Here is a 19,760-nt window from a genome sequence, read left to right on the forward strand (position 1 = left end):
TTGTATTTGGCAGTAAACGTGCGCCGATGCGCCCGCTCCGTTACCTGCGGGTCAGGCACGTCTTCCGCAGTGACCGACGATCGCCGGGCAGCGGTACTGTTGTTGCTCAACCTTGTTCTCTCCGTAATCGCCCTCGGACTCGTTAAACACCTCGCCTCGAAGTGTCTCACTCAAGGTTGACAGAGAGGGGACTCCGGCGTGCTGCCGCTCCATGAGCGTCCCGAGTTCATCGCCTGGCTGACTGCATCGTGTGAACGCCACGACGTGCCGGTCACTGTGACCGACCCGACCGTCATCAAGCGGATCGCGACCCTTCTGGGGGCCGATCGCACGGCGTCGTCGGCGGGTCAGACCCGGCACACCGGAGCCACCCGGTCGATGTCCAGGCGGCGCGCACCCGGAGTGCCCGGTGCGATGACCGCGTGATCCAACACCGCTCTGACGGTCGCCTGCTGGCGGCCCAGGTCCAGATCAACCCACTCGGTGCGCAGTGCACCGCCGGTGCCGGCCAACTCGTAGACCGCGGTCGTGTCGGTGGCGGCGGCAATGTCGCAGCGGGCGGCAGTGATGCGGTCGGTGATCGGATCACGCGCCGCGATCCACTCCCGTGCAGTAATGGCACCGTCGGCATACAGCCCCGCCAGCTCATCAAGGCGTTCGTGATCCGCCTCGACTTGCGCCGCCGCCAGCGCGGCGACATCCGCATCAGCGGTGGCTTTGCCGGCCAGCACGTCGGCCAACTGCGGTGAATCCAGCCGCGCCAACACCGCTTCGGCCAGCAGTTCCTCGACGGGGGCGGCGACCACCGTCAACCGGCCGCACCCACCATGACCCGGGCCTTTCAGACACACGTAGCGGCGGACCATATTCTGCGGATTGCTTTGCCGGGCTGGGGAATACAGCCGGTTGCCGCAGCGTCCGCAACGCGGCATCCCCGACAATAGTCAGGTGCGGGCCGTGCGGGTCTTGGTCACCGAGCGTGCCGCCATCCGCGCCAACACCCGATCCCGCTCTGCCGGGGTGATGATCGCCGGCCACATCGCGGTGCCGATGACCTCCCCGCGATACTCCCGCAGCCCGGCGATACGACCCGAGGACAACACCTGGCGCATCGCCGAGGTCTGCCACGACTTCGCCACGCTCGGGGCGACCTCGGACTCGTTGAGCCAGATCGTCAACGACCGCAGGGACTGGCCCGCCAGATACCGTTCCGCCATCTCACGGACCACCGCGGCCTCTGATACGCGTACGGTGACCTTGTCGGCTTCATGCCCGAACGGGGGCGCTGAACCATGCGGCAGCCCGGCCTGGGCGTTCTGCAACATCTTGCGGCGGATACGCGCCGACTTGCGGCCAGACGCCTTGGCGGCGAACGCCGCGAAAATGCGGGCCATGAACAACCTGTCATCGTTACCGAGGTCGATGTCGGCGCGACCGATTCACACAACGTGACGAACTCCTCCAACTCCACCGGACGCCGATGCAGCCGATCCAGGTTGTAAACGATCACCGCATCACGATCACCGGATGCCAGATCGGTCAGCATCTGTGCGTACTTGCGGCGCGGCTTAACGGAGAACGCCGACACATCGTTGTCGACATACTCGGCCCCGACCGGCCAGCCCCGATCCGCGACGAGCTTGCGGCAATCCTCCAACTGGCGTGCCACCCCAACCCTGTGCCCTCCGCGTCCGAGGAAATCCGGGCTTAGTTCTCCGGGGCGCCGCCCCGCCGTGGCGGGCGAAAATGGGTCGTTGGTCGCCGGTGCGGGTGGTCGCTGAGGGCCTTGGTGTGTTGGTGCCGGTCGGAGCAGACTTGTTGGGTGTTTCGGTCGACTCCGGACGTTCTATGGTGCCGGTGAGCCTGTGGATTAGTTTGGTGCTGGAGGGCGTCCGTCGTCATCCGCGCGGGAACCGTGGATTGTTGCCGTTGAGCACGAGTGTCAGAATCCTGTTTTCACCCCGCCCTCCCCGGAACACGTTCCCATATTCGAACATAAGTTCGACAATAGTGGAAGGCTTTGACAGAACGGGCCCGCCGTCCCGGTGTCAGCGCCCTAGCCGCGAAACTACCTCGTCGACAACCGAATCCACCGACACCGGCACCTGCTCGCCGGTCGAAAGGTCCTTCATCCCGACCGTGCCGGCCTCGAGGTCGCGGTCCCCGGCCACGAGGGCGAAACGGGCGCCCGAGCGGTCGGCGGCGCGCATGGCCCCCTTGAGGCCCCGGTCGCCGTAGGCCAGGTCGACGCGCACACCGGCCCCGCGCAGCCGCGCGGCCAGCACCGCCAGCCGCAACTTGGCGGCCTCGCTCAGCGGCACACCGAACACGTCACAGCGCGTCGTGTCCCCCGCGCTCTTGCCCTCGGCCCGCAGCGCCAGCAGCGTGCGATCCACACCCAGCCCGAAACCGATGCCGGACAGGTCCTGGCCGCCGAGCCGGCGCATCAGGCCGTCGTAGCGGCCGCCGCCGCCGATGCCGGACTGCGCGCCCAGGCCGTCGTGCACGAACTCGAACGTGGTCTTGGTGTAGTAGTCCAAGCCGCGCACCATGCGCGGGTTGATCGCGTACGGCACGCCCAACGCGTCCAGATGGGCCAGCACGGTGTCGAAGTGCGCCTTGGCGACGTCGGACAGATGGTCGAGCAGCACCGGCGCGCCGGCCGTCATCGCCCGCACCTGCGGCCGTTTGTCGTCGAGCACGCGCAGCGGGTTGATCTTGGCGCGCCTGCGAGTGTCCTCGTCGAGGTCAAGCCCGAACAGGAACTCCTGCAACAACTCCCGGTACTGCGGGCGGCAGGTCTCATCGCCCAGGGAGGTGATCTCCAGCCGGAACCCGTCCAGGCCCAGCGCGCGGAAGCCGGCGTCGGCGACGGCGATCACCTCGGCGTCCAGCGCCGGGTCGTCGACGCCGATCGCCTCCACGCCGACCTGCTGCAGCTGCCGGTAGCGCCCGGCCTGCGGACGCTCGTAGCGGAAGAACGGTCCGGCGTAACACAGCTTGACCGGCAGCGCGCCGCGGTCCAGACCGTGCTCGATCACCGCGCGCACCACCCCGGCGGTCCCCTCGGGCCGCAGGGTGACCGAGCGGTCGCCGCGGTCGCCGAAGGTGTACATCTCCTTGGACACCACGTCGGTGGACTCCCCGACGCCGCGCGCGAACAGCGCCGTGTCCTCGAAGATGGGCAGCTCGATGGCGCCGTAACCGGCCCGCCGGGCGGCGCCGAGCAAACCGTCACGCACGGCCACGAACTGGGCCGAGTCCGGCGGGACATAGTCCGGCACCCCCTTGGGGGCGGAGAACGCCGTAAATTCCGTCACGGGCTCAGGCCCTCGAGGAAGGGATTGTGCCGGCGCTCGGCGCCGATGGTGGTGGCGTTGCCGTGCCCGGGCAGCACCACGGTCTTGTCGTCGAGCACCAGCAGCTTACCGGCGATGGAGGTCAGCAGGTCGCGGCCGCTGCCGCCGTGCAGGTCGGTGCGGCCCACGGAGCGCTCGAACAGGGTGTCGCCGGTGAACACCACGTCGGCGTCGGCGGCACCCGCCTGAAGGACCCGGAAGACGACCGAGCCGCGGGTGTGCCCTGGGGTGTGATCCACGTTGACGCTGACACCGCCCAGGTCGAGCTTGTCGCCGTCGCGATCCAGCTCCACCACCTGCCTGGGCTCGCGGAAGAACGCCCCCGCGACCACCTGCGCCAGCCGCGGTCCCAGGCCGTAGATCGGGTCTTTGAGCATGAACCGGTCCTCGGGATGGATGTAGGTGGGGCAGCCGAAGGTGTCGGAAACCTTCTGCGCCGACCACATGTGGTCGATGTGCCCGTGGGTGAGCAGCACCGCGGACGGCGTCAGCCGATGCTCGTCGAGGATGCGGCGCAGCGGGCTCATGGCACGCTGCCCCGGATCCACCACGACGGCATCGCTTCCGGGCCGCTCGGCCAGGACGTAGCAGTTGCACTGCAACATCCCGGCAGGAAATCCGGTGATCAACACGGTTCCCAGTTTCCCATGGGGCCGCGTGTCACCGGTCGCGGCGCCCACATTAGCCTGAGTTTTCGTGCCGACCAATGAACAGCGACGCGCCACAGCCAAACGCAAATTGGAGCGGCAGCTCGCGCGCCGCGCGAAACAGGCCCGAATGCGCCGGATCTTGGTGATCGCCGCCGGCGCGGTCGTTTCGGTGGCCGTGATCACCGCGTTGGCGCTGGCAGTCGTCAACAACCGTCACGAACACGACAGCGGGGGCAGCACCGCGGCGCCCGCCACGACCACCACCATGGGCAGCCCGGCGCAGACGACCACGACGGCCACGGCTCCGCAGACGGCGGCCGTCCCGCCGTTACCGCCGTTCACGCCGTCGGCCAACCTGGGCGCCGACTGCCAGTACCCGGCGACCGGAGAGCCGGCCGCCAAGGATGTCAAGCCGCCACGCACCGGCAAAGTGTCCACGGAACCCGCGCAAGTGAGCGCGAGCATGATGACCAACCAGGGTCCGGTCGGCCTGATGCTGGCCAACAACGAATCCCCCTGCACCGTCAACAGCTTCGCCAGTCTGGCACAGCAGAAGTACTTCGACGGGACCCAGTGCCACCGGCTGACCACGTCCCCGACGCTGGGCGTCCTGCAGTGCGGCGACCCGACAGCCAAGGGCACCGGCGGCCCCGGTTATCAGTTCGCCAACGAGTACCCGACCGACCAGTACCCGCCCAACGACCCCAAGCTCGACCAGCCGGTGTTGTATCCGCGCGGCACGCTGGCGATGGCCAACGCCGGTCCGGGCACCAACGGCAGCCAGTTCTTCCTGGTCTACAAGGACTCCGAGCTGCCGCCCAAATACACGGTGTTCGGCACGATCCAGGCCGACGGGCTGGCCACCCTCGACAAGATCGCCGATGCCGGCGTCGCCGGTGGCGGTGAGGACGGGCAGCCGGCCAGCGAGGTCACGATCACGTCGCTGTTGCTCGACTGACGCGGCTCGATCCTGACAGCCGTGCGCACCAGCCGGGGTCGTTCGGTGGGCTGTGAACTATCTTTTCAATCATCGCAACGCCCTGGTGCCGATTATCCAAGATCGTGCCGCAACGCAGGAGGTACTGTATGAATCTCGAAGAGACACTGGAAAAGATCGTCGAGTTGAGTCGGGAGGAACTGCACATCGTGCGTAAGCGGGCCGAAGAGAAAACCGCCGCGCGCGACCACGGACACGATTTCAAGGAGATGAAGCAGGCCGCCGACCGTCTCGACCACTACGCACATCAACTCCGCGCCCTGCACGACAACGAACTCGGCCACGGCTGGCGGCATGCGAGTGCAGAAGACACTCACTGATAGATACCGAGGTCGAGGGCCGTGCGAGCCGGACGGGCAAATTGCACAACCGTCAACATCCGGCCCGGTAGGCTTTGACGACTTGTCGTCGATGAGTGGCGCGAACAGCGCTGCCGCTCTCGGCGCAACCTGATCGGTCATGCCGATCACATCACCGGCCTGTCGACGAATTCAGGCTCAGCACAGGTCATTCGAATGACCGCTGACCCGGTGCGACGACCTGACACCTGGTCGATGTCACCAACCAACGCGCGCTAACCAACACCGAACGGGACAACACATGGCGACCGATCAGTCACACTTGAACAACCATCAGCGGCGCACATTGGAGAAGCTGACTGGCCACCCGTTGAGCCACAACATCAAGTGGGACGCAGTACAGGGCTTGTTCGAGGCACTCGGCGAAGTCATACCCGAAAGTGGCGACCGCTTCCGCGTCAGGATCGGAGAACACACCGCGGTCTTTCACCCGCCCGCTCATGGCGATCTACCCGCGGACCTGGTGGTAGCGATCCGACACTTTCTACAGGAGACAAGTCAGCCGGTCGCTGAGCCGAAACCAGGGCGACACCTCTTGGTCGTGATCGACCATCACGAGTCGACGATCTACGAGTTCGAACCGCCGACCGCCGAGCTCGAAACCATCAGCCCTTACGACCCTCACGGGCACCTGCGCCACCTTCGACACATCAAAGGCAACTACCCAGGGCAACGCGCACCGGAGGATCCGACCTACTACCGCGCAGTCGTAGAAGAAGTACGCGGCGCCGACATGATCGTGATATTCGGACACGGTGACGGTCATTCCAATGCGGCCGATCTGCTTGTCGCCGCAGTCCAGGAACACCTCGCCGAACCGTTGCCGAAAATCCTGACGGACGTGCGTATCGACGTGAAGGATTTCACCGTTGCCCAGCTCATGGTCGCAGCACAAAAGGTCGTAGCAGAGCTGGCGTAGAAGGCTTGCTACGGATCAGGCCGCGCAGAAACTCAGGCCGCGGACGTCACCCGGTAGACGTCGTACACGCCCTCGACGTTGCGCACCACGTTGAGCAGGTGCCCGAGATGCTTGGGATCGCCCATCTCGAAGGTGAACCGGCTGACCGCCACCCGGTCGCCTGACGAGGTGGTCACCGATGCAGACAGGATGTTCACCTTCTCGTCGGCCAGCACGCGGGTGATGTCGGAGAGCAACCGGTGGCGGTCGAGTGCCTCGACCTGAATGGCCACCAGGAACACCGACGACGCCGACGGCGCCCACCGCACCTCGATGATGCGCTCGGACTGCTGCTGCAACGACGCGGCGTTGGTGCAGTCGGTGCGGTGCACGCTGACGCCGCCGCCGCGGGTGACGAAACCCATGATCGCGTCGCCCGGCACCGGCGTGCAGCACTTGGCCAGCTTGGTCAGCACTCCCGGCGCGCCCGGGACCGAGACACCGACGTCTTCGTTGCTGCGCGGGCGGCGCAGCATGGTCGTCGGCGTGGACCGTTCGGCCAGCTCTTCTTCGGCCTGGTCGATTCCACCGAGTTCGGCCAGCAGCCGTTGCATCGCGTGCTTGGCCGATACGTGTCCCTCGCCGATCGCGCTGTAGAGCGCAGACACGTCGGCGTAGTGCAACTCGCGGGCGACCGCCGCCACGGAGCCGCCGTTGACCAGGCGCTGCAACGGAAGCCCGCCGCGGCGAACCTCGCGGGCGATGGCCTCCTTGCCGGCCTCCAGAGCTTCCTCGCGGCGCTCCTTGGCGAACCACTGCCGGATCTTCGCCTTGGCCCGCGGCGACACCACGAACTGCTGCCAGTCGCGTGAGGGCCCGGCGTTGGGTGCCTTGGAGGTGAAAATCTCGACGACTTCGCCGTTTTCGAGCTTGCGCTCCAGCGCCACCAAGCGCCCGTTGACCCGGGCGCCGATGCAGCGGTGACCGATCTCGGTGTGCACGGCGTAGGCGAAGTCCACCGGCGTCGACCCGGTCGGCAGCGTGATGACATCCCCCTTGGGGGTGAAGACGAAGAGCTCCTGCACCGCGAGGTCGTAGCGCAAGGACTCCAGGAACTCACCCGGGTCCGCCGCTTCGCGCTGCCAGTCGAGAAGCTGACGCATCCAGGCCATGTCGTCGATCTCGGCGACGGCATGCGGATGCGGAATGCCGTTGCGGCCCTTGGCCTCCTTGTAACGCCAGTGCGCGGCGATGCCGTATTCGGCGGTGCGGTGCATGTCGCGGGTGCGGATCTGGATTTCGAGCGGCTTGCCCTCCGGCCCGACGACGGTGGTGTGCAACGACTGGTAGACACCGTATCTGGGCTGGGCGATGTAGTCCTTGAAGCGCCCGGCCATCGGCTGCCACAGCGAGTGGACCACGCCGACAGCTGCATAGCAGTCCCGGACCTCGTCGCACAGGATGCGGATGCCGACCAGATCGTGGATGTCGTCGAAGTCGCGCCCCTTGACGATCATCTTCTGGTAGATCGACCAGTAGTGCTTGGGGCGGCCCTCCACTGTCGCCTTGATCTTGGAAGCATTGAGCGTGTTGGTGATCTCGGCGCGCACCCTGGCCAGGTAGGTGTCCCGGGATGGCGCACGGCCGGCGACGAGCCGGACGATCTCCTCGTACCTCTTGGGATGCAGGATAGCGAACGCCAGATCTTCCAATTCCCACTTGACGCTTGCCATACCGAGCCGATGCGCAAGGGGTGCAATCACTTCCAGCGTCTCGCGGGCCTTGCGCGCCTGCTTCTCCGGCGGCAGGAAACGCATCGTGCGCATGTTGTGCAGCCGGTCGGCGACCTTGATCACCAACACCCGGGGATCGCGGGCCATCGCGGTGATCATCTTGCGGATGGTCTCGCCCTCGGCGGCGCTGCCCAGCACCACGCGGTCCAGCTTCGTCACGCCGTCGACCAGATGACCGACCTCGTCGCCGAACTCCTCGGAGAGCGCCTCGAGAGTGTACCCGGTGTCCTCGACGGTGTCGTGCAACAACGCGGCGACCAGCGTTGTGGTGTCCATTCCCAGCTCGGCCAGGATGTTGGCCACCGCCAGGGGGTGCGTGATGTAGGGGTCGCCGGAGTGTCGGTACTGCGTGGCGTGCCGCTCGTCGGCCACCTCGAAAGCCCGCTCCAGCAACTGCGTGTTCGCCTTGGGATAGACCTCCCGGTGCACCGCGACCAGCGGCTCCAGCACGGGGTTGAGGGTGCTGCGCTGGGCGGTCATCCGGCGGGCCAGCCGGGCCCGGACCCGGCGCGAGGCGTGGCTGCCGGTCTTGGGGGTATCGGCGGGAGGCTGGGGTGTCTCCTCGTCGGCCGGCGGCGCAACGGTTTGCGCCGTGCGCTGATCATCCGTCACGGTGGTCACCTCCGACTCCGAGGATATCGCCAAGGTGGCCCCGCTAGGCACAGCTCAGGCTGTGCACCGGCAGCGGCGCCACCGCGGCGCGACCGCCCAGCGCGGCCAGTTCCACCACCACCCCGGCCCCCGTCACGCGCGCCCCGGCGCGCTCCAGCAACCGGGCCGCCGCGGCGAACGTGCCGCCGGTGGCCAGCACGTCGTCGACGAGAAAAACGCTGCGGTCCCGCAGGTGAAGGCCATCGGCGGGAATCTCGATGCAGGCATCGCCGTACTCCCTGGTGTAGTTCTCACCGAGCACCGGGGGCGGCAGCTTTCCGCTCTTGCGGATCGCCAGCACACCGGTCTTCAGCCGGGTGGCCACGGCCGCGCCGACCAGAAACCCCCGGGACTCGATGCCGGCCACCAGGTCCGCGCCGGACGCCGTGCCCGCCAGCGCGTCCGTCACCGCCGCCAGCGCATCGCGGTCGGCGAACAGCGGGGTGAGGTCCTTGAACTGCACGCCGGGCTTGGGAAAATCGGCCACCGTGCGGGTCAGTGAAGCGATCAGGTCGGCCAGCGCAGCCGACGACACGGCCGTATCGGAACGTGTCATGCAAACCTCATTGCACCGGGAACCTCACTGCACCAGGGCCCATCGATCCATGTTCCAGCCCACGCCCCAGCGGGTCGGATTCTTGGTCACCGCGTACATCTTCTTCGACATCAACAGCGTGCGTTGCTGTCGATAGAGGGGCAAAGTCGGCATGTCCCCCCACAGTACCGGCGCCGCCTCCGCCACCAGTCTGGCCCGCTCGGCGGGGTCGGCGGATACAGCAAGCCCGCCGATGATGCCGTCGACCTGATCGTTCGCGAACCCGGACAAGTTGTTGCCGTTACCCCTGTGCAGGTCGTAGGCGTCCATCGCCGACGACCCGGTCGATCCGCTGCCGCTGGCGCCGCCGGTGCTGGCCAGCAACACGTCGACCTTCCCGTCCCGCAGCGCCTGCGGCCCCGAGGAATCCAGGGTCACGCCGGCGACGGTGACACCGGCTGCGGCGCACGATGTGGCGATCGTCCCCACGGTGACCGCCAACCGCGCGTTGGGCCCGTGGTAGCCGATCCGCACGGTCAACGGCGCACCGCCGAGCGCATCGCGGGCGGCGCCGGGATCGGCCCTGCTGAAGCGTTCGGCGTCGGCGCCGGCCTCCCCCCTGGCGACCGCGTCGTCGATGGCCGGCTCCAGCCGCGAGTTGGCGATCGGCACCCCCGCGTCGCGGGCGATCGTGTCGCGCGGGGTACAGAGGGCGAACGCACGGCGGTTCGCCGGCTGCGCCAGCGGCCCCCGCGGCGCGAAGATCAGCTGCTCGACGCCGTCCGACGGCGAGTTGTCGCGCTCGTAGTCGTCCGGGGTGGCCAGCGCCCCGGCCGAACCGGTCGCCACATCGACCACGTCGACGCTGCGGCTGTTGACCCGGTCCTGGATGTCGGCGCCCTGCGGCCGCACGATCACCCGTTTCGTGATCGCGCGGGGGCCCCACCACCGGTCGTTGGCAACGAGCACCACCGCGCCGCCGTCGAGGACCGATTCGATCTTGTATGGCCCCGACGACGGAAAACGCCGGAGATCGAGCCCGGGCTTGAGGTCCCAGGTGGTGTTCCAGAGTCGGGCGATCCGTTCGACCATTCGCTCATCGTTGTTCAGCAGGGCTGCGGTCACGTCGGCATGCAGCTGGTCGGCGATGACGTGCGACGGCATCATCGAGGTCGCAGTGAACAGCTGCACGTAGTCGACGACGCCGCGGTCCGGCGCGAAGGACACGCGGGCCTTCTTCTGGCCCGGCTTGCAGTCGACGTTCGCGATGTCGATGTAGCCACCCTGGGTGGCCGCGTCGAAGCCGGGAAACCGGCCGGACTGGGCCGCCCAGGCCAGGACGAGATCGTCGCAGGTCACCGGCTTGCCGTCGGAGTAGACGGCTTTGTCGGCGATCTGGTAGTCGAGCACCAGCGGCGCCCCGTCCACGAGCGAGACGGTGCCGAAGTCGTGGTCGGCCACCACCTGCCCGTCCGGCCCGTGGTAGCCGAAGCCCGTGAGGGTGCGGGCGAAGGCCTGGGCGCCGGCCGACGCTGCCCCCGCGACGGTGTTGGTGTTGTAGGTGACCAGCGAGCCGTCGACCACGTAGTCGACCTGCGACGCGGCACTGCCCGAACACCCGGTCAACGTCATTGCGCCCGTCAGCACCGCGGCCAGAGCAACGATCGCCCATCCGCGCCAGCCGGCCATGCTGACTACCTCCGGCCGGCGTTTCGCTTGCCGCTCGGACGCCGGGTGCCGGCGGGCCGCGCGGGCCGGGCGCCCGGCGCGGGCTTGTTCGGGGCGGGCTTGCCGGACCCTGCGGCTTCCGTGGCAGCCGCCGTGCCGTCCTGCGCGGGTTCGGTGTCGCCGCCGGAATCCGCCGTCTCCGTCATCTCGGCCGCATCGTCGCCGTCCCCGCGGCGACGCATGACCCGGCGGGTGTGGGTGCGCACCAGCTCGGTGCGCTCGCGCAGGGTGACCAGCAACGGCGTCGCGAAGAAGATCGAGGAGTAGGTGCCGATCACGATGCCGATCAGCTGTACCAGCGCCAGGTCTTTCAAGGTGCCGACACCCAGCAGCCAGACCGCGATCACCATCAGCGACAGCACCGGCAGCACACCGATCAGGCTGGTGTTGATCGAGCGCATGAAGGTCTGGTTGATCGCCAGGTTGGCCTGCTCGGCGAAGGTGCGCCGGGCGGTGTGCTGGAACCCGTGGGTATTCTCCTCGACCTTGTCGAACACGATGACGGTGTCGTAGAGGGAGAACCCGAGGATTGCCAGCAGGCCGATGACCGTGGCGGGGGTGACCTCGAAGCCGACCAGCGAGTAGACGCCCGCGGTGACGGTCAGGTCGAAGAACATCGCCGCGATCGCCGACAGCGTCATGTAGCGCTCGTAGCGCACGGTGATGTAGAGGGCGACCAGCGCCAGGAACACCACCAGCGCGATCAGCGCCTTGCTGGTGATCTGGCCGCCCCAGGTCTCTGACACTGCCGAGTCGCTGATGGACTGCTTGCTGGGCTTGCCGTCGGCGCCCTTCGGCTGGAACGCGTCGAACAGTGCGTTGCGCAGCCGGCTGGTCTGGTCGTTGGACAGCGTCTCGGAACGGATTTGAACGGTCGCCGAGGCGCCGTTGCCGACGACCACCACCGATTCCGGGTCCTTGCCGACGGTCTTGTTGAAGACCTCGGCGACCTTGGAGATCTGGGCGTCACCGCGCGGCATCGACACCGTCGTGCCGCCGTTGAAGTCGATGCCGAAGGTGAACCCGCGCACCAGGATGCTGACGATCGCGACCGCCACGATCGCGCCGCTGATGCCGAACCACAGCCGGCGCCTACCCACCACCTCAAACGCCCCGGTGCCGGTGTAGAGCCGCGTGACGAAGCTGCGGCGGGCCGGTTGGGTGATGCTCTCGGTCAGCTCCACAGCACCGCTGGATGCCGCAGCGTTTCCGGTCTTGTCTCGGGAAGCCATCGTGTTATGCCCGTCCCGTCTTCACCTGCGTGGCGGCCCGGCGTTCGCGGGCGACCTGCTGCACCGCGCCGAGGCCGTTGTAGGCCGGCTTGGCCAGCGTCGGGGACTTGGAGGCCAGATACACCAGCGGCCAGGTCACCAGGAACACGACCACCAGGTCGAGGATTGTGGTCAGGCCCAATGTGAACGCGAATCCCTTCACCTGGCCGATCGCCAGGAAGTAGAGCACCGCGGCGGCCAGGAAGGTGACGGCGTTGCCCGAGACGATCGTCTTGCGGGCCCGCGCCCAGCCTCGCGGCACGGCCGACCGGAACGAGCGGCCCTCGCGGATCTCGTCCTTGATGCGCTCGAAGAACACCACGAACGAGTCGGCGGTGGTGCCGATACCGATGATCAGACCCGCGATGCCGGCCAGGTCCAGCGTGTAGTTGATATACCGGCCAAGCAGTACCAGGATCGCGAAAACCATCGCGCCCGAGGCGGTCAGGGACAATGCCGTCAACAACCCCAACACCCGGTAGTAGAGCAGCGAATACAGCAACACCAGGACCAGGCCGATGGCACCCGCGATGAGCCCCGCCCGCAGGGAGGTCAGCCCCAGCGTCGCCGACACGGTCTGGGCCTCCGACGACTCGAAGGACAGGGGTAGCGACCCGTATTTGAGGACGTTGGCCAGCTGGCGCGCCGAGGCGGCGGTGAACGGGGGGTCGCCGCCGGTGATCTGGGTACGGCCGCCGGGGATCGCTTCCTGGATCAGCGGCGCGCTGACCACCTGCGAGTCCAGCGTGAACGCCGTCTGGGTGCCGATGTGGGAGGCGGTGAAGTCGGCCCAGACACCGGCCGCCGACGGCTTGAACTGCAGGTCGACGACGTAACCGATGCCGTGCTGGTTCATGCCCGAGGTGGCGTTGGCGATCTGGTCACCACTGATGATCGACGGCGCCAGCAGGTACGCCGTGTTGTGGTCGGTGGAGCAGGTCACCAGGGGCAGGTTGGGGTCGTCGTTACCGGCGAGGATGTCGTCCTTGCCGCAGCGGGTGGCCTCGAACTGCAGGGCGAGGAACTGGATGCCCTGCTTGGTGCTCTGCCGCCACTTCTTCTCCGCGGCGATGCGCTGGGCGAGGTCCTTGCGCGGATCCGCCGGCGCGGGCTGCTCCCCGGGCGCGGGCCCTGCTACCGGGCCACCCGGCGCGGGCGGCGCCGGGCTCGGCGACGGCGGCGGGTCCTGCGGGTAGGGCCGGGGCTGGGCACCCGGGTGACCGCCCGGCGCGGGCGGGGACGGAGGCTTTGCCTCCGGAGCCCCCGGAGTCTGCTGCGCCGACGGCGGGGGTGCGCCGGGCGCGGGCGGGGTCCCCGGCGCGCCAACGGGCCCCGGCTCACCCTGTTGGGGCGGCTGGGGTTCGACGCTCTGCGCCGGCATCGAGTTGAGCACCGGCCGGATGTACAGCCGTGCGGTCTGCCCAAGGTTGCGGGCTTCGCTGCCGTCCTTCCCCGGGACCGTGATGACCAGGTTGTCGCCGTCGACGACGACCTCCGAACCGGAGACACCCAGCCCGTTGACCCGCGCACTGATGATCTCCTGCGCCTGCGCCAACGCCTCACGGCTGGGGGCCGAGCCGTCGGGCGTCCGCGCCGTCAGGGTGACGCGGGTGCCGCCCTGCAGGTCGATGCCGAGCTTGGGGGCGGCACGCTTGTTGCCGGTCAGGAACACCAACAGGTACAAGCCCACGAGCAGGATCAAGAAAACTGACAGGTAGCGGGCAGGGTGCACCGGCGCCGAAGACGATGCCACGTTCCTTCTATCTCCTTGAGAATCGGTTTCGTACCCAGGACAGAGACCCCAGGACAGAGACTACGTGTCACCCTTGCGGGCATCGCGCAAGCGGTCCGGGTAGCCGGGAACCTGTCAGAAATTCTTGCGCAGCGGGCTTTCGCCGGAGGGGTCGGCGGCATCCCCGCGTTCGCCGGGGCCCGGCAACCCGCTCGAGGGTTCGTCTTCGTCGAGTTCGTCGAGTTCGTCGAATTCGTCGGGCAGGATCCGGTCGCGAACGGCCAGTTTCATCCATCGGGTCACCACGCCGGGCGCGATCTCGAGCTCGACGGTGTCGTCGGCGATCGCGACGATGGTGGCTTCCATCCCTGAGGTGGTGTGCACCCGGTCCCCGGGGCGCAGCGACTCCTGCAGGTCGATGGTCGACTGCATCGCCCGCTTCTGGCGACGCGACGCGAAATACATGAACCCGCCCATGATGAGCAGGAACGGCAGGAACAGGACCAAACTCTCCATGGCGGCGCCCGTCTTTCGTCTCGGTGTGTCGACCCGGCGTCCAGTCTGCCTTCTCGGTGCGACAAGCCGCAGCTAGGCCCCACCGGCACCGGGCGCAGGCACTTTTCGGCGGCCCCGCCGCGCCCAGATAGGGTGGCTTTCGTGGCGCGAAAGGCGCGCCGCGGTGAGGAGGAGATCGTGGCCGGCCTCGAGCAGACTCGCCAGCTGGTCACCGAGATCCCCGGTCCCGCCTCGCTGGAACTGACCAGACGCCGGACCGCGGCGGTCTCGGCCGGTGTGGGCGTCACGATGCCGGTGTTCGCCGCGCGTGCCGCGGGCGGCATCGTCGAGGACGTCGACGGCAACCGGCTCATCGACCTGGGTTCGGGCATCGCGGTCACCACGATCGGCAACTCCGCGCCGCGCGTCGTGGACGCGGTGCGCGCGCAGGTGGCCGAGTTCACCCACACCTGCTTCATGGTGACGCCCTACGAGCAGTACGTCGCCGTCGCAGAGGAGCTCAACCGAATCACCCCGGGATCCGGCGAGAAGCGTTCGGTGCTGTTCAACTCCGGAGCCGAGGCGGTCGAGAACGCCATCAAGGTGGCACGGTCCTACACCCGCAAGCCCGCAGTCGTGGCCTTCGACCACGCCTACCATGGCCGCACCAACCTGGCCATGGCGCTCACCGCGAAGTCCATGCCCTATAAGAGCGGCTTCGGACCGTTCGCGCCGGAGGTCTATCGGGCGCCGCTGTCCTACCCCTATCGCGACGGGCTGTCGGACAAGGAGATGGCCACCAACGGTGCACTGGCCGCCGAGCGGGCGATCGGCGTCATGGAGAAGCAGGTCGGTGCCGGCAACCTGGCCGCCGTGATCATCGAGCCGATCCAGGGCGAGGGCGGGTTCATCGTCCCGGCCGAGGGGTTCCTGCCCGCGCTGCTGGATTGGTGTCGCAGCAACGACGTGGTGTTCATCGCCGACGAGGTACAGACGGGCTTCGCCCGCACAGGTGCGATGTTCGCGTGCGAGCATGAGGGACCACACGGTCTTGAGCCCGACCTGATCTGCACCGCAAAAGGCATCGCCGGCGGCCTTCCGTTGTCGGCCGTCACCGGCCGCGCCGAGATCATGGACGCCCCCCACGTCAGCGGTTTGGGCGGCACCTTCGGCGGAAACCCGGTGGTGTGCGCAGCGGCGCTGGCCACCATCGAGACCATCGAGCACGACAACCTCGTCGAACGGGCCCGGCAGCTGGAACGGCTGATGATCGACCGGCTGACGCGGCTGCAGTCCAATGACGACCGGATCGGCGACGTCCGCGGCCGCGGCGCGATGGTCGCCGTCGAACTGGTGAAGTCGGGGACCGCGGACCCGGACGCCGAGCTGACCGGTCAGCTGGCGAGCGCTGCCCATGCGGCCGGGGTCATCGTCTTGACCTGTGGCATGTACGGGAACGTGATCCGGCTGTTGCCCCCACTGACTATCAGCGACGAATTGCTCGGCGAGGGACTCGACGTCCTGGCCGGAATCCTTTCCGAACTCTGACCCGGGGGGCACCGCGCATCGCTGCGCATCATTATTGCCGTGCGCCGATCGCCGTGGGCAAGCTCACACTTGCGGAACCCGCTCTTGGAGAAATTTGATTACATTAGCTAACGTTCTAAGCAGAAGCGCGGAGCTGCGCAAATTACCTACTTAGATCCAAAACGCACAAGGAACTGTCTTATGTCGAAAAAAACTCACGGGTCGAACACAACTCACGAAGAGTGGCTCGCGCGCCGCGTCGAGCACCTGACCGCAACCGACCCTCAGTTCGCCGCCACCCGACCGGACCCGGCCGTCGCCGAGGCCCTCGATCAGCCTGGTCTGGGGCTGTCACGGGTGATCCGGACCGTGCTGGAGCGCTATGCCGACCGGCCGGCCCTGGGGCAGCGCGTCGTGGAGTTCGTCGAACATCCCAAGACCGGACGCACGGTGCTCGAACTGCTCCCCCGCTTCGAGACCTTCACCTACGGTGAGCTGAACGAGCGGGCCGACGCGCTGGCGCGTGCCCTGACCGCAGACTCGGTGCACCCCGGTGACCGGGTGGCTGTCCTGGGCTTCAACAGCGTTGACTTCACCACCATCGACGTGGCTCTGGGCCTGATCGGCGCGGTGTCGGTGCCGCTGCAGACCGGCTCGGCGATCACCCAGCTGCAGCCGATCGCGACCGAGACCAAGCCCAGCACGATCGCGGCCAGCGTGAACCAGCTGCCCGTGGCCGTCGAGCTGATCCTGACCGGCCGCGAGAGCGGAATCGCGCCCGCCAAGCTCGTGGTGTTCGACTATCACCCGCAGGTCGACGACGAGCGCGAGGCCGTGGAGACCGCCAGCAATCGTCTGAAGGGCACCGGGGTGAGCGTCGAGACGCTGGCCGAGGCCCTCGAGCGCGGGAAGAGCCTTGCGGGCGGCCCGGATGCCGCGTCGGCCGACGAGCCGACCGAAGAGGACCCGCTGGCGCTGCTGATCTACACCTCCGGCAGTACCGGCGCCCCCAAGGGCGCGATGTATCCGCAGAGCAATGTGGCCAAGATGTGGTGCCGGTCGAGCAGGAACTGGTTCGGTCCCAGCGCCGCGTCGATCACCCTCAACTTCATGCCGATGAGCCACGTCATGGGTCGCGGGATCCTCTACGGCACGCTGGGCAACGGCGGTACCGCCTACTTCGCCGCCCGCAGTGACCTGTCGACGCTGCTGGAAGACCTCGCCCTGGTGCGGCCCACCGAGCTGAATTTCGTGCCGCGGATCTGGGAGACGCTGTTCGGCGACTTCCAGCGCCAGGTGCAGCAGCGGCTCGCTGCGGGCGCCGCCGACCACTCCCAGGTGGAAGCCGCGGTGCTCGCCGAGCAGCGCCGGTATCTGCTGGGTGGGCGGTTCATCTTCGCGATGACGGGCTCGGCGCCGACGTCCCCCGAGCTGCGGGCCTGGGTGGAGTCGCTGCTCGAAATGCACCTGACGGACGGCTACGGCTCCACCGAGGCCGGCATGGTGCTGTTCGACGGCGAGGTGCAGCGCCCGCCCGTCCTGGACTACAAGCTGATCGACGTCCCCGAGTTGGGCTACTTCGCCACCGACCGGCCGCACCCGCGCGGCGAGCTGCTGCTCAAGACCCTGAACATGTTCCCCGGCTACTACAAGCGGCCCGAGATCACCGCCGGGGTGTTCGACGACGACGGCTACTACCGCACCGGGGACGTCTTCGCCGAGGTCGGCCCCGACCGGCTGGTGTACGTCGACCGCCGCAACAACGTCCTCAAGCTGGCGCAGGGCGAGTTCGTCACCCTGGCCAAGCTGGAGGCCGTCTTCGGCAACAGCCCGCTGGTCCGCCAGATCTACGTCTACGGCAACAGCGCCCAGCCCTACCTGCTGGCGGTCGTGGTGCCCACCGAGGATGCCCTGGCGCGCGTCGACGACCCGGCGGCGCTCAAGCCGCAGATCGCCGACTCGCTGCAGAAGGTCGCCGGGGAGACGGGCCTACAGTCCTACGAGATGCCGCGCGACTTCATCGTCGAGACCACTCCGTTCACGGTGGAGAACGGCCTGCTGACCGGCATTCGCAAGCTGGCCTGGCCCAAACTCAAGGCGCATTACGGCGAGCGCCTGGAGCGGCTCTACGCCGAGCTGGCCGAGGGGCAGGCCAACGAACTCGTCGAGCTGCGCCGCAGCGGCGCCGACGCGCCGGTGCTGCAGACGGTGAGCCGGGCTGCCGGCGCCCTGTTGGGCGCGGGTTCCTCCGAGCTGTCCCCCGACATCCACTTCACCGAGCTGGGCGGGGACTCGTTGTCGGCGTTGACGTTCGGCAACCTGCTGTACGAGATCTTCGACATCGACGTGCCGGTCGGCGTCATCGTCAGCCCGGCCAACGACCTGGCGGCCATCGCCGACTACATCGAGACCGAGCGGCGGGGCTCCAAGCGGCCCACGTTCGCCACCGTGCACGGCCGCGACGCGAAGACGGTGCGGGCGGCCGACCTGACGCTGGACAAGTTCCTCGACGAGGAGACGCTGGCCGCAGCGCCGACGCTGCCCGGGCCCACCGCCGAGGTGCGCACGGTGCTGCTGACCGGCACCACCGGCTTCCTGGGCCGCTACCTGGCGCTGGACTGGCTGGAACGCATGGACCTCGTCGACGGCAAGGTGATCGCGCTGGTGCGGGCCCGCTCCGACGACGACGCGCGGGCCCGCCTGGACAAGACCTTCGACAGCGGGGATCCCGAGTTGCTCGCGCACTACCAGAAGCTGGCCGCCGACCATCTCGAGGTCATCGCCGGCGACAAGGGCGAGGCCAACCTCGGCCTGGACCCCCAGACGTGGCAGCGGCTGGCCGACACCGTCGACCTGATCGTCGATCCGGCTGCACTGGTCAACCACGTGCTGCCCTACAGCGAGCTGTTCGGCCCCAACGCACTGGGCACCGCCGAGCTGATCAAGATCGCGCTGACCACCAAGCGCAAGCCCTACACCTACGTGTCGACGATCGGTGTGGGCGACCAGATCGAGCCGGGCAAGTTCATCGAGGACGCCGACATCCGGCAGGTCAGCGCCATTCGCGAGGTCAACGACGACTACGCCAACGGCTACGGCACCAGCAAATGGGCCGGCGAGGTGCTGCTGCGCGAGGCGCACGACCTGTGTGGCCTGCCGGTCGCGGTGTTCCGCTGCGACATGATCCTGGCCGACACCACCTATGCGGGCCAGCTCAACCTGCCCGACATGTTCACCCGGCTGATGCTGAGCCTGGTGGCCACCGGGATCGCGCCCGGGTCGTTCTACGAGCTGGACGCCGACGGCAACCGGCCGCGCGCGCACTACGACGGCCTGCCCGTCGAGTTCATCGCCGCGGCGATCTCCACGCTGGGCGCGCAAGCGCTCGACAACGCCGACGCCTTCCAGACGTACCACGCGATGAACCCCTACGACGACGGCATCGGGCTCGACGAGTACGTCGACTGGCTCATCGATGCCGGGTACCGGATCCACCGCGTCGGCGACTACGCGCAGTGGTTTCAGCGCTTCGAGACCGCGCTGCGGGCCCTGCCCGAGCGCCAGCGCCAGTACTCGCTGCTGCCGCTGCTACACAACTACGGCAAGCCCGAGAAGCCGCTGCGCGGGTCGCTGGCGCCGACCGATCGCTTCCGCGCCGCGGTGCAAGGAGCGAAGATCGGCCCGGACAAAGACATTCCGCATGTCACGGCGCCGGTCATCGTCAAGTACGCGACCGACCTGCAGTTGCTCGGATTGCTGTAACAC

General features: G+C 67.9%; 13 protein-coding genes and 1 pseudogene. 5 read left to right on the forward strand and 9 right to left on the reverse strand.

Annotated features, from left to right (window positions below):
• Window positions 1-347: 347 nt before the first annotated feature.
• From ACOJVU_RS14370 to ACOJVU_RS14380, 3 genes and pseudogenes are all read right to left on the reverse strand, one after another.
• Window positions 348-1,701: pseudogene (locus ACOJVU_RS14370) on the reverse strand (recombinase family protein).
• 347 nt (window positions 1,702-2,048) lie between these two features.
• Window positions 2,049-3,320: a histidine--tRNA ligase gene (gene hisS, locus ACOJVU_RS14375; RefSeq protein ID WP_421530387.1), complete on the reverse strand. Its 1,272-nt coding sequence runs from the start codon at window positions 3,318-3,320 to the stop codon at window positions 2,049-2,051.
• Window positions 3,317-3,991, reverse strand: coding sequence for an MBL fold metallo-hydrolase (locus ACOJVU_RS14380; RefSeq protein ID WP_421530388.1), 675 nt, complete (start codon window positions 3,989-3,991; stop codon window positions 3,317-3,319). The genes hisS and ACOJVU_RS14380 overlap by 4 nt, the downstream gene beginning before the upstream one ends.
• 64 nt (window positions 3,992-4,055) lie before the next feature.
• Between ACOJVU_RS14380 and ACOJVU_RS14385 the strand changes: the two genes are divergently transcribed.
• The 3 genes from ACOJVU_RS14385 (at window position 4,056) to ACOJVU_RS14395 (ending at window position 6,284) form a co-directional block, all read left to right on the forward strand.
• On the forward strand, window positions 4,056-4,967 hold the full coding sequence (locus ACOJVU_RS14385; RefSeq protein ID WP_421530389.1) for a peptidylprolyl isomerase: 912 nt from the start codon (window positions 4,056-4,058) through the stop codon (window positions 4,965-4,967).
• Between the two features lie 128 nt (window positions 4,968-5,095).
• Window positions 5,096-5,326, forward strand: coding sequence for a hypothetical protein (locus ACOJVU_RS14390; protein ID WP_421530390.1), 231 nt, complete (start codon window positions 5,096-5,098; stop codon window positions 5,324-5,326).
• 280 nt (window positions 5,327-5,606) lie between these two features.
• The gene (locus ACOJVU_RS14395) at window positions 5,607-6,284 is read left to right on the forward strand and encodes a hypothetical protein (protein ID WP_421530391.1); all 678 of its coding nucleotides are present in this window, start codon (window positions 5,607-5,609) and stop codon (window positions 6,282-6,284) included.
• A 32-nt stretch (window positions 6,285-6,316) separates the two neighbouring features.
• Here ACOJVU_RS14395 and ACOJVU_RS14400 read toward each other — a convergent pair whose 3' ends face one another.
• The 6 genes from ACOJVU_RS14400 to yajC form a co-directional block, all read right to left on the reverse strand.
• Window positions 6,317-8,668: a RelA/SpoT family protein gene (locus ACOJVU_RS14400; RefSeq protein WP_421530392.1), complete on the reverse strand. Its 2,352-nt coding sequence runs from the start codon at window positions 8,666-8,668 to the stop codon at window positions 6,317-6,319.
• 43 nt (window positions 8,669-8,711) lie between these two features.
• A complete protein-coding gene (locus ACOJVU_RS14405) occupies window positions 8,712-9,263 on the reverse strand; it encodes an adenine phosphoribosyltransferase (RefSeq protein ID WP_421530393.1) in 552 nt (183 codons plus the stop codon).
• A 24-nt stretch (window positions 9,264-9,287) separates the two neighbouring features.
• Window positions 9,288-10,931, reverse strand: coding sequence for an ABC transporter substrate-binding protein (locus ACOJVU_RS14410; RefSeq protein ID WP_421530394.1), 1,644 nt, complete (start codon window positions 10,929-10,931; stop codon window positions 9,288-9,290).
• 5 nt (window positions 10,932-10,936) lie between these two features.
• A complete protein-coding gene (gene secF / locus ACOJVU_RS14415) occupies window positions 10,937-12,202 on the reverse strand; it encodes a protein translocase subunit SecF (protein WP_421530395.1) in 1,266 nt (421 codons plus the stop codon).
• 4 nt (window positions 12,203-12,206) lie between these two features.
• Window positions 12,207-13,994 carry a protein translocase subunit SecD gene (secD, locus tag ACOJVU_RS14420; protein WP_421530396.1) on the reverse strand — a complete coding sequence of 596 codons (1,788 nt, stop codon included), beginning with the start codon at window positions 13,992-13,994 and terminating at the stop codon, window positions 12,207-12,209.
• A gap of 114 nt (window positions 13,995-14,108) precedes the next feature.
• The gene (yajC, locus tag ACOJVU_RS14425) at window positions 14,109-14,489 is read right to left on the reverse strand and encodes a preprotein translocase subunit YajC (RefSeq protein ID WP_421530397.1); all 381 of its coding nucleotides are present in this window, start codon (window positions 14,487-14,489) and stop codon (window positions 14,109-14,111) included.
• A 177-nt stretch (window positions 14,490-14,666) separates the two neighbouring features.
• Here yajC and gabT point away from each other — a divergent pair, with 177 nt between their 5' ends.
• Window positions 14,667-16,016 carry a 4-aminobutyrate--2-oxoglutarate transaminase gene (gene gabT / locus ACOJVU_RS14430; protein WP_421530406.1) on the forward strand — a complete coding sequence of 450 codons (1,350 nt, stop codon included), beginning with the start codon at window positions 14,667-14,669 and terminating at the stop codon, window positions 16,014-16,016.
• Window positions 16,017-16,196: 180 nt separating this feature from the next.
• A complete protein-coding gene (gene car / locus ACOJVU_RS14435) occupies window positions 16,197-19,757 on the forward strand; it encodes a carboxylic acid reductase (RefSeq protein WP_421530398.1) in 3,561 nt (1,186 codons plus the stop codon).
• Window positions 19,758-19,760 lie beyond the last annotated feature (3 nt).

The organism is Mycobacterium sp. THU-M104 (assembly GCF_049197365.1).
Classification (GTDB): Bacteria; Actinomycetota; Actinomycetes; order Mycobacteriales; family Mycobacteriaceae; genus Mycobacterium.

Excerpts from the sequence above, each read along its gene's own strand:
- ACOJVU_RS14390 (WP_421530390.1), top strand. The coding sequence starts at position 5,096 with ATGAATCTCGAAGAGACACTGGAAAAGATCGTCGAGTTGAGTCGGGAG.
- ACOJVU_RS14395 (WP_421530391.1), top strand. The coding sequence starts at position 5,607 with ATGGCGACCGATCAGTCACACTTGAACAACCATCAGCGGCGCACATTG.
- ACOJVU_RS14405 (WP_421530393.1), bottom strand. The coding sequence starts at position 9,263 with ATGACACGTTCCGATACGGCCGTGTCGTCGGCTGCGCTGGCCGACCTG.
- ACOJVU_RS14410 (WP_421530394.1), bottom strand. The coding sequence starts at position 10,931 with ATGGCCGGCTGGCGCGGATGGGCGATCGTTGCTCTGGCCGCGGTGCTG.
- secF (WP_421530395.1), bottom strand. The coding sequence starts at position 12,202 with ATGGCTTCCCGAGACAAGACCGGAAACGCTGCGGCATCCAGCGGTGCT.
- yajC (WP_421530397.1), bottom strand. The coding sequence starts at position 14,489 with ATGGAGAGTTTGGTCCTGTTCCTGCCGTTCCTGCTCATCATGGGCGGG.
- car (WP_421530398.1), top strand. The coding sequence starts at position 16,197 with ATGTCGAAAAAAACTCACGGGTCGAACACAACTCACGAAGAGTGGCTC.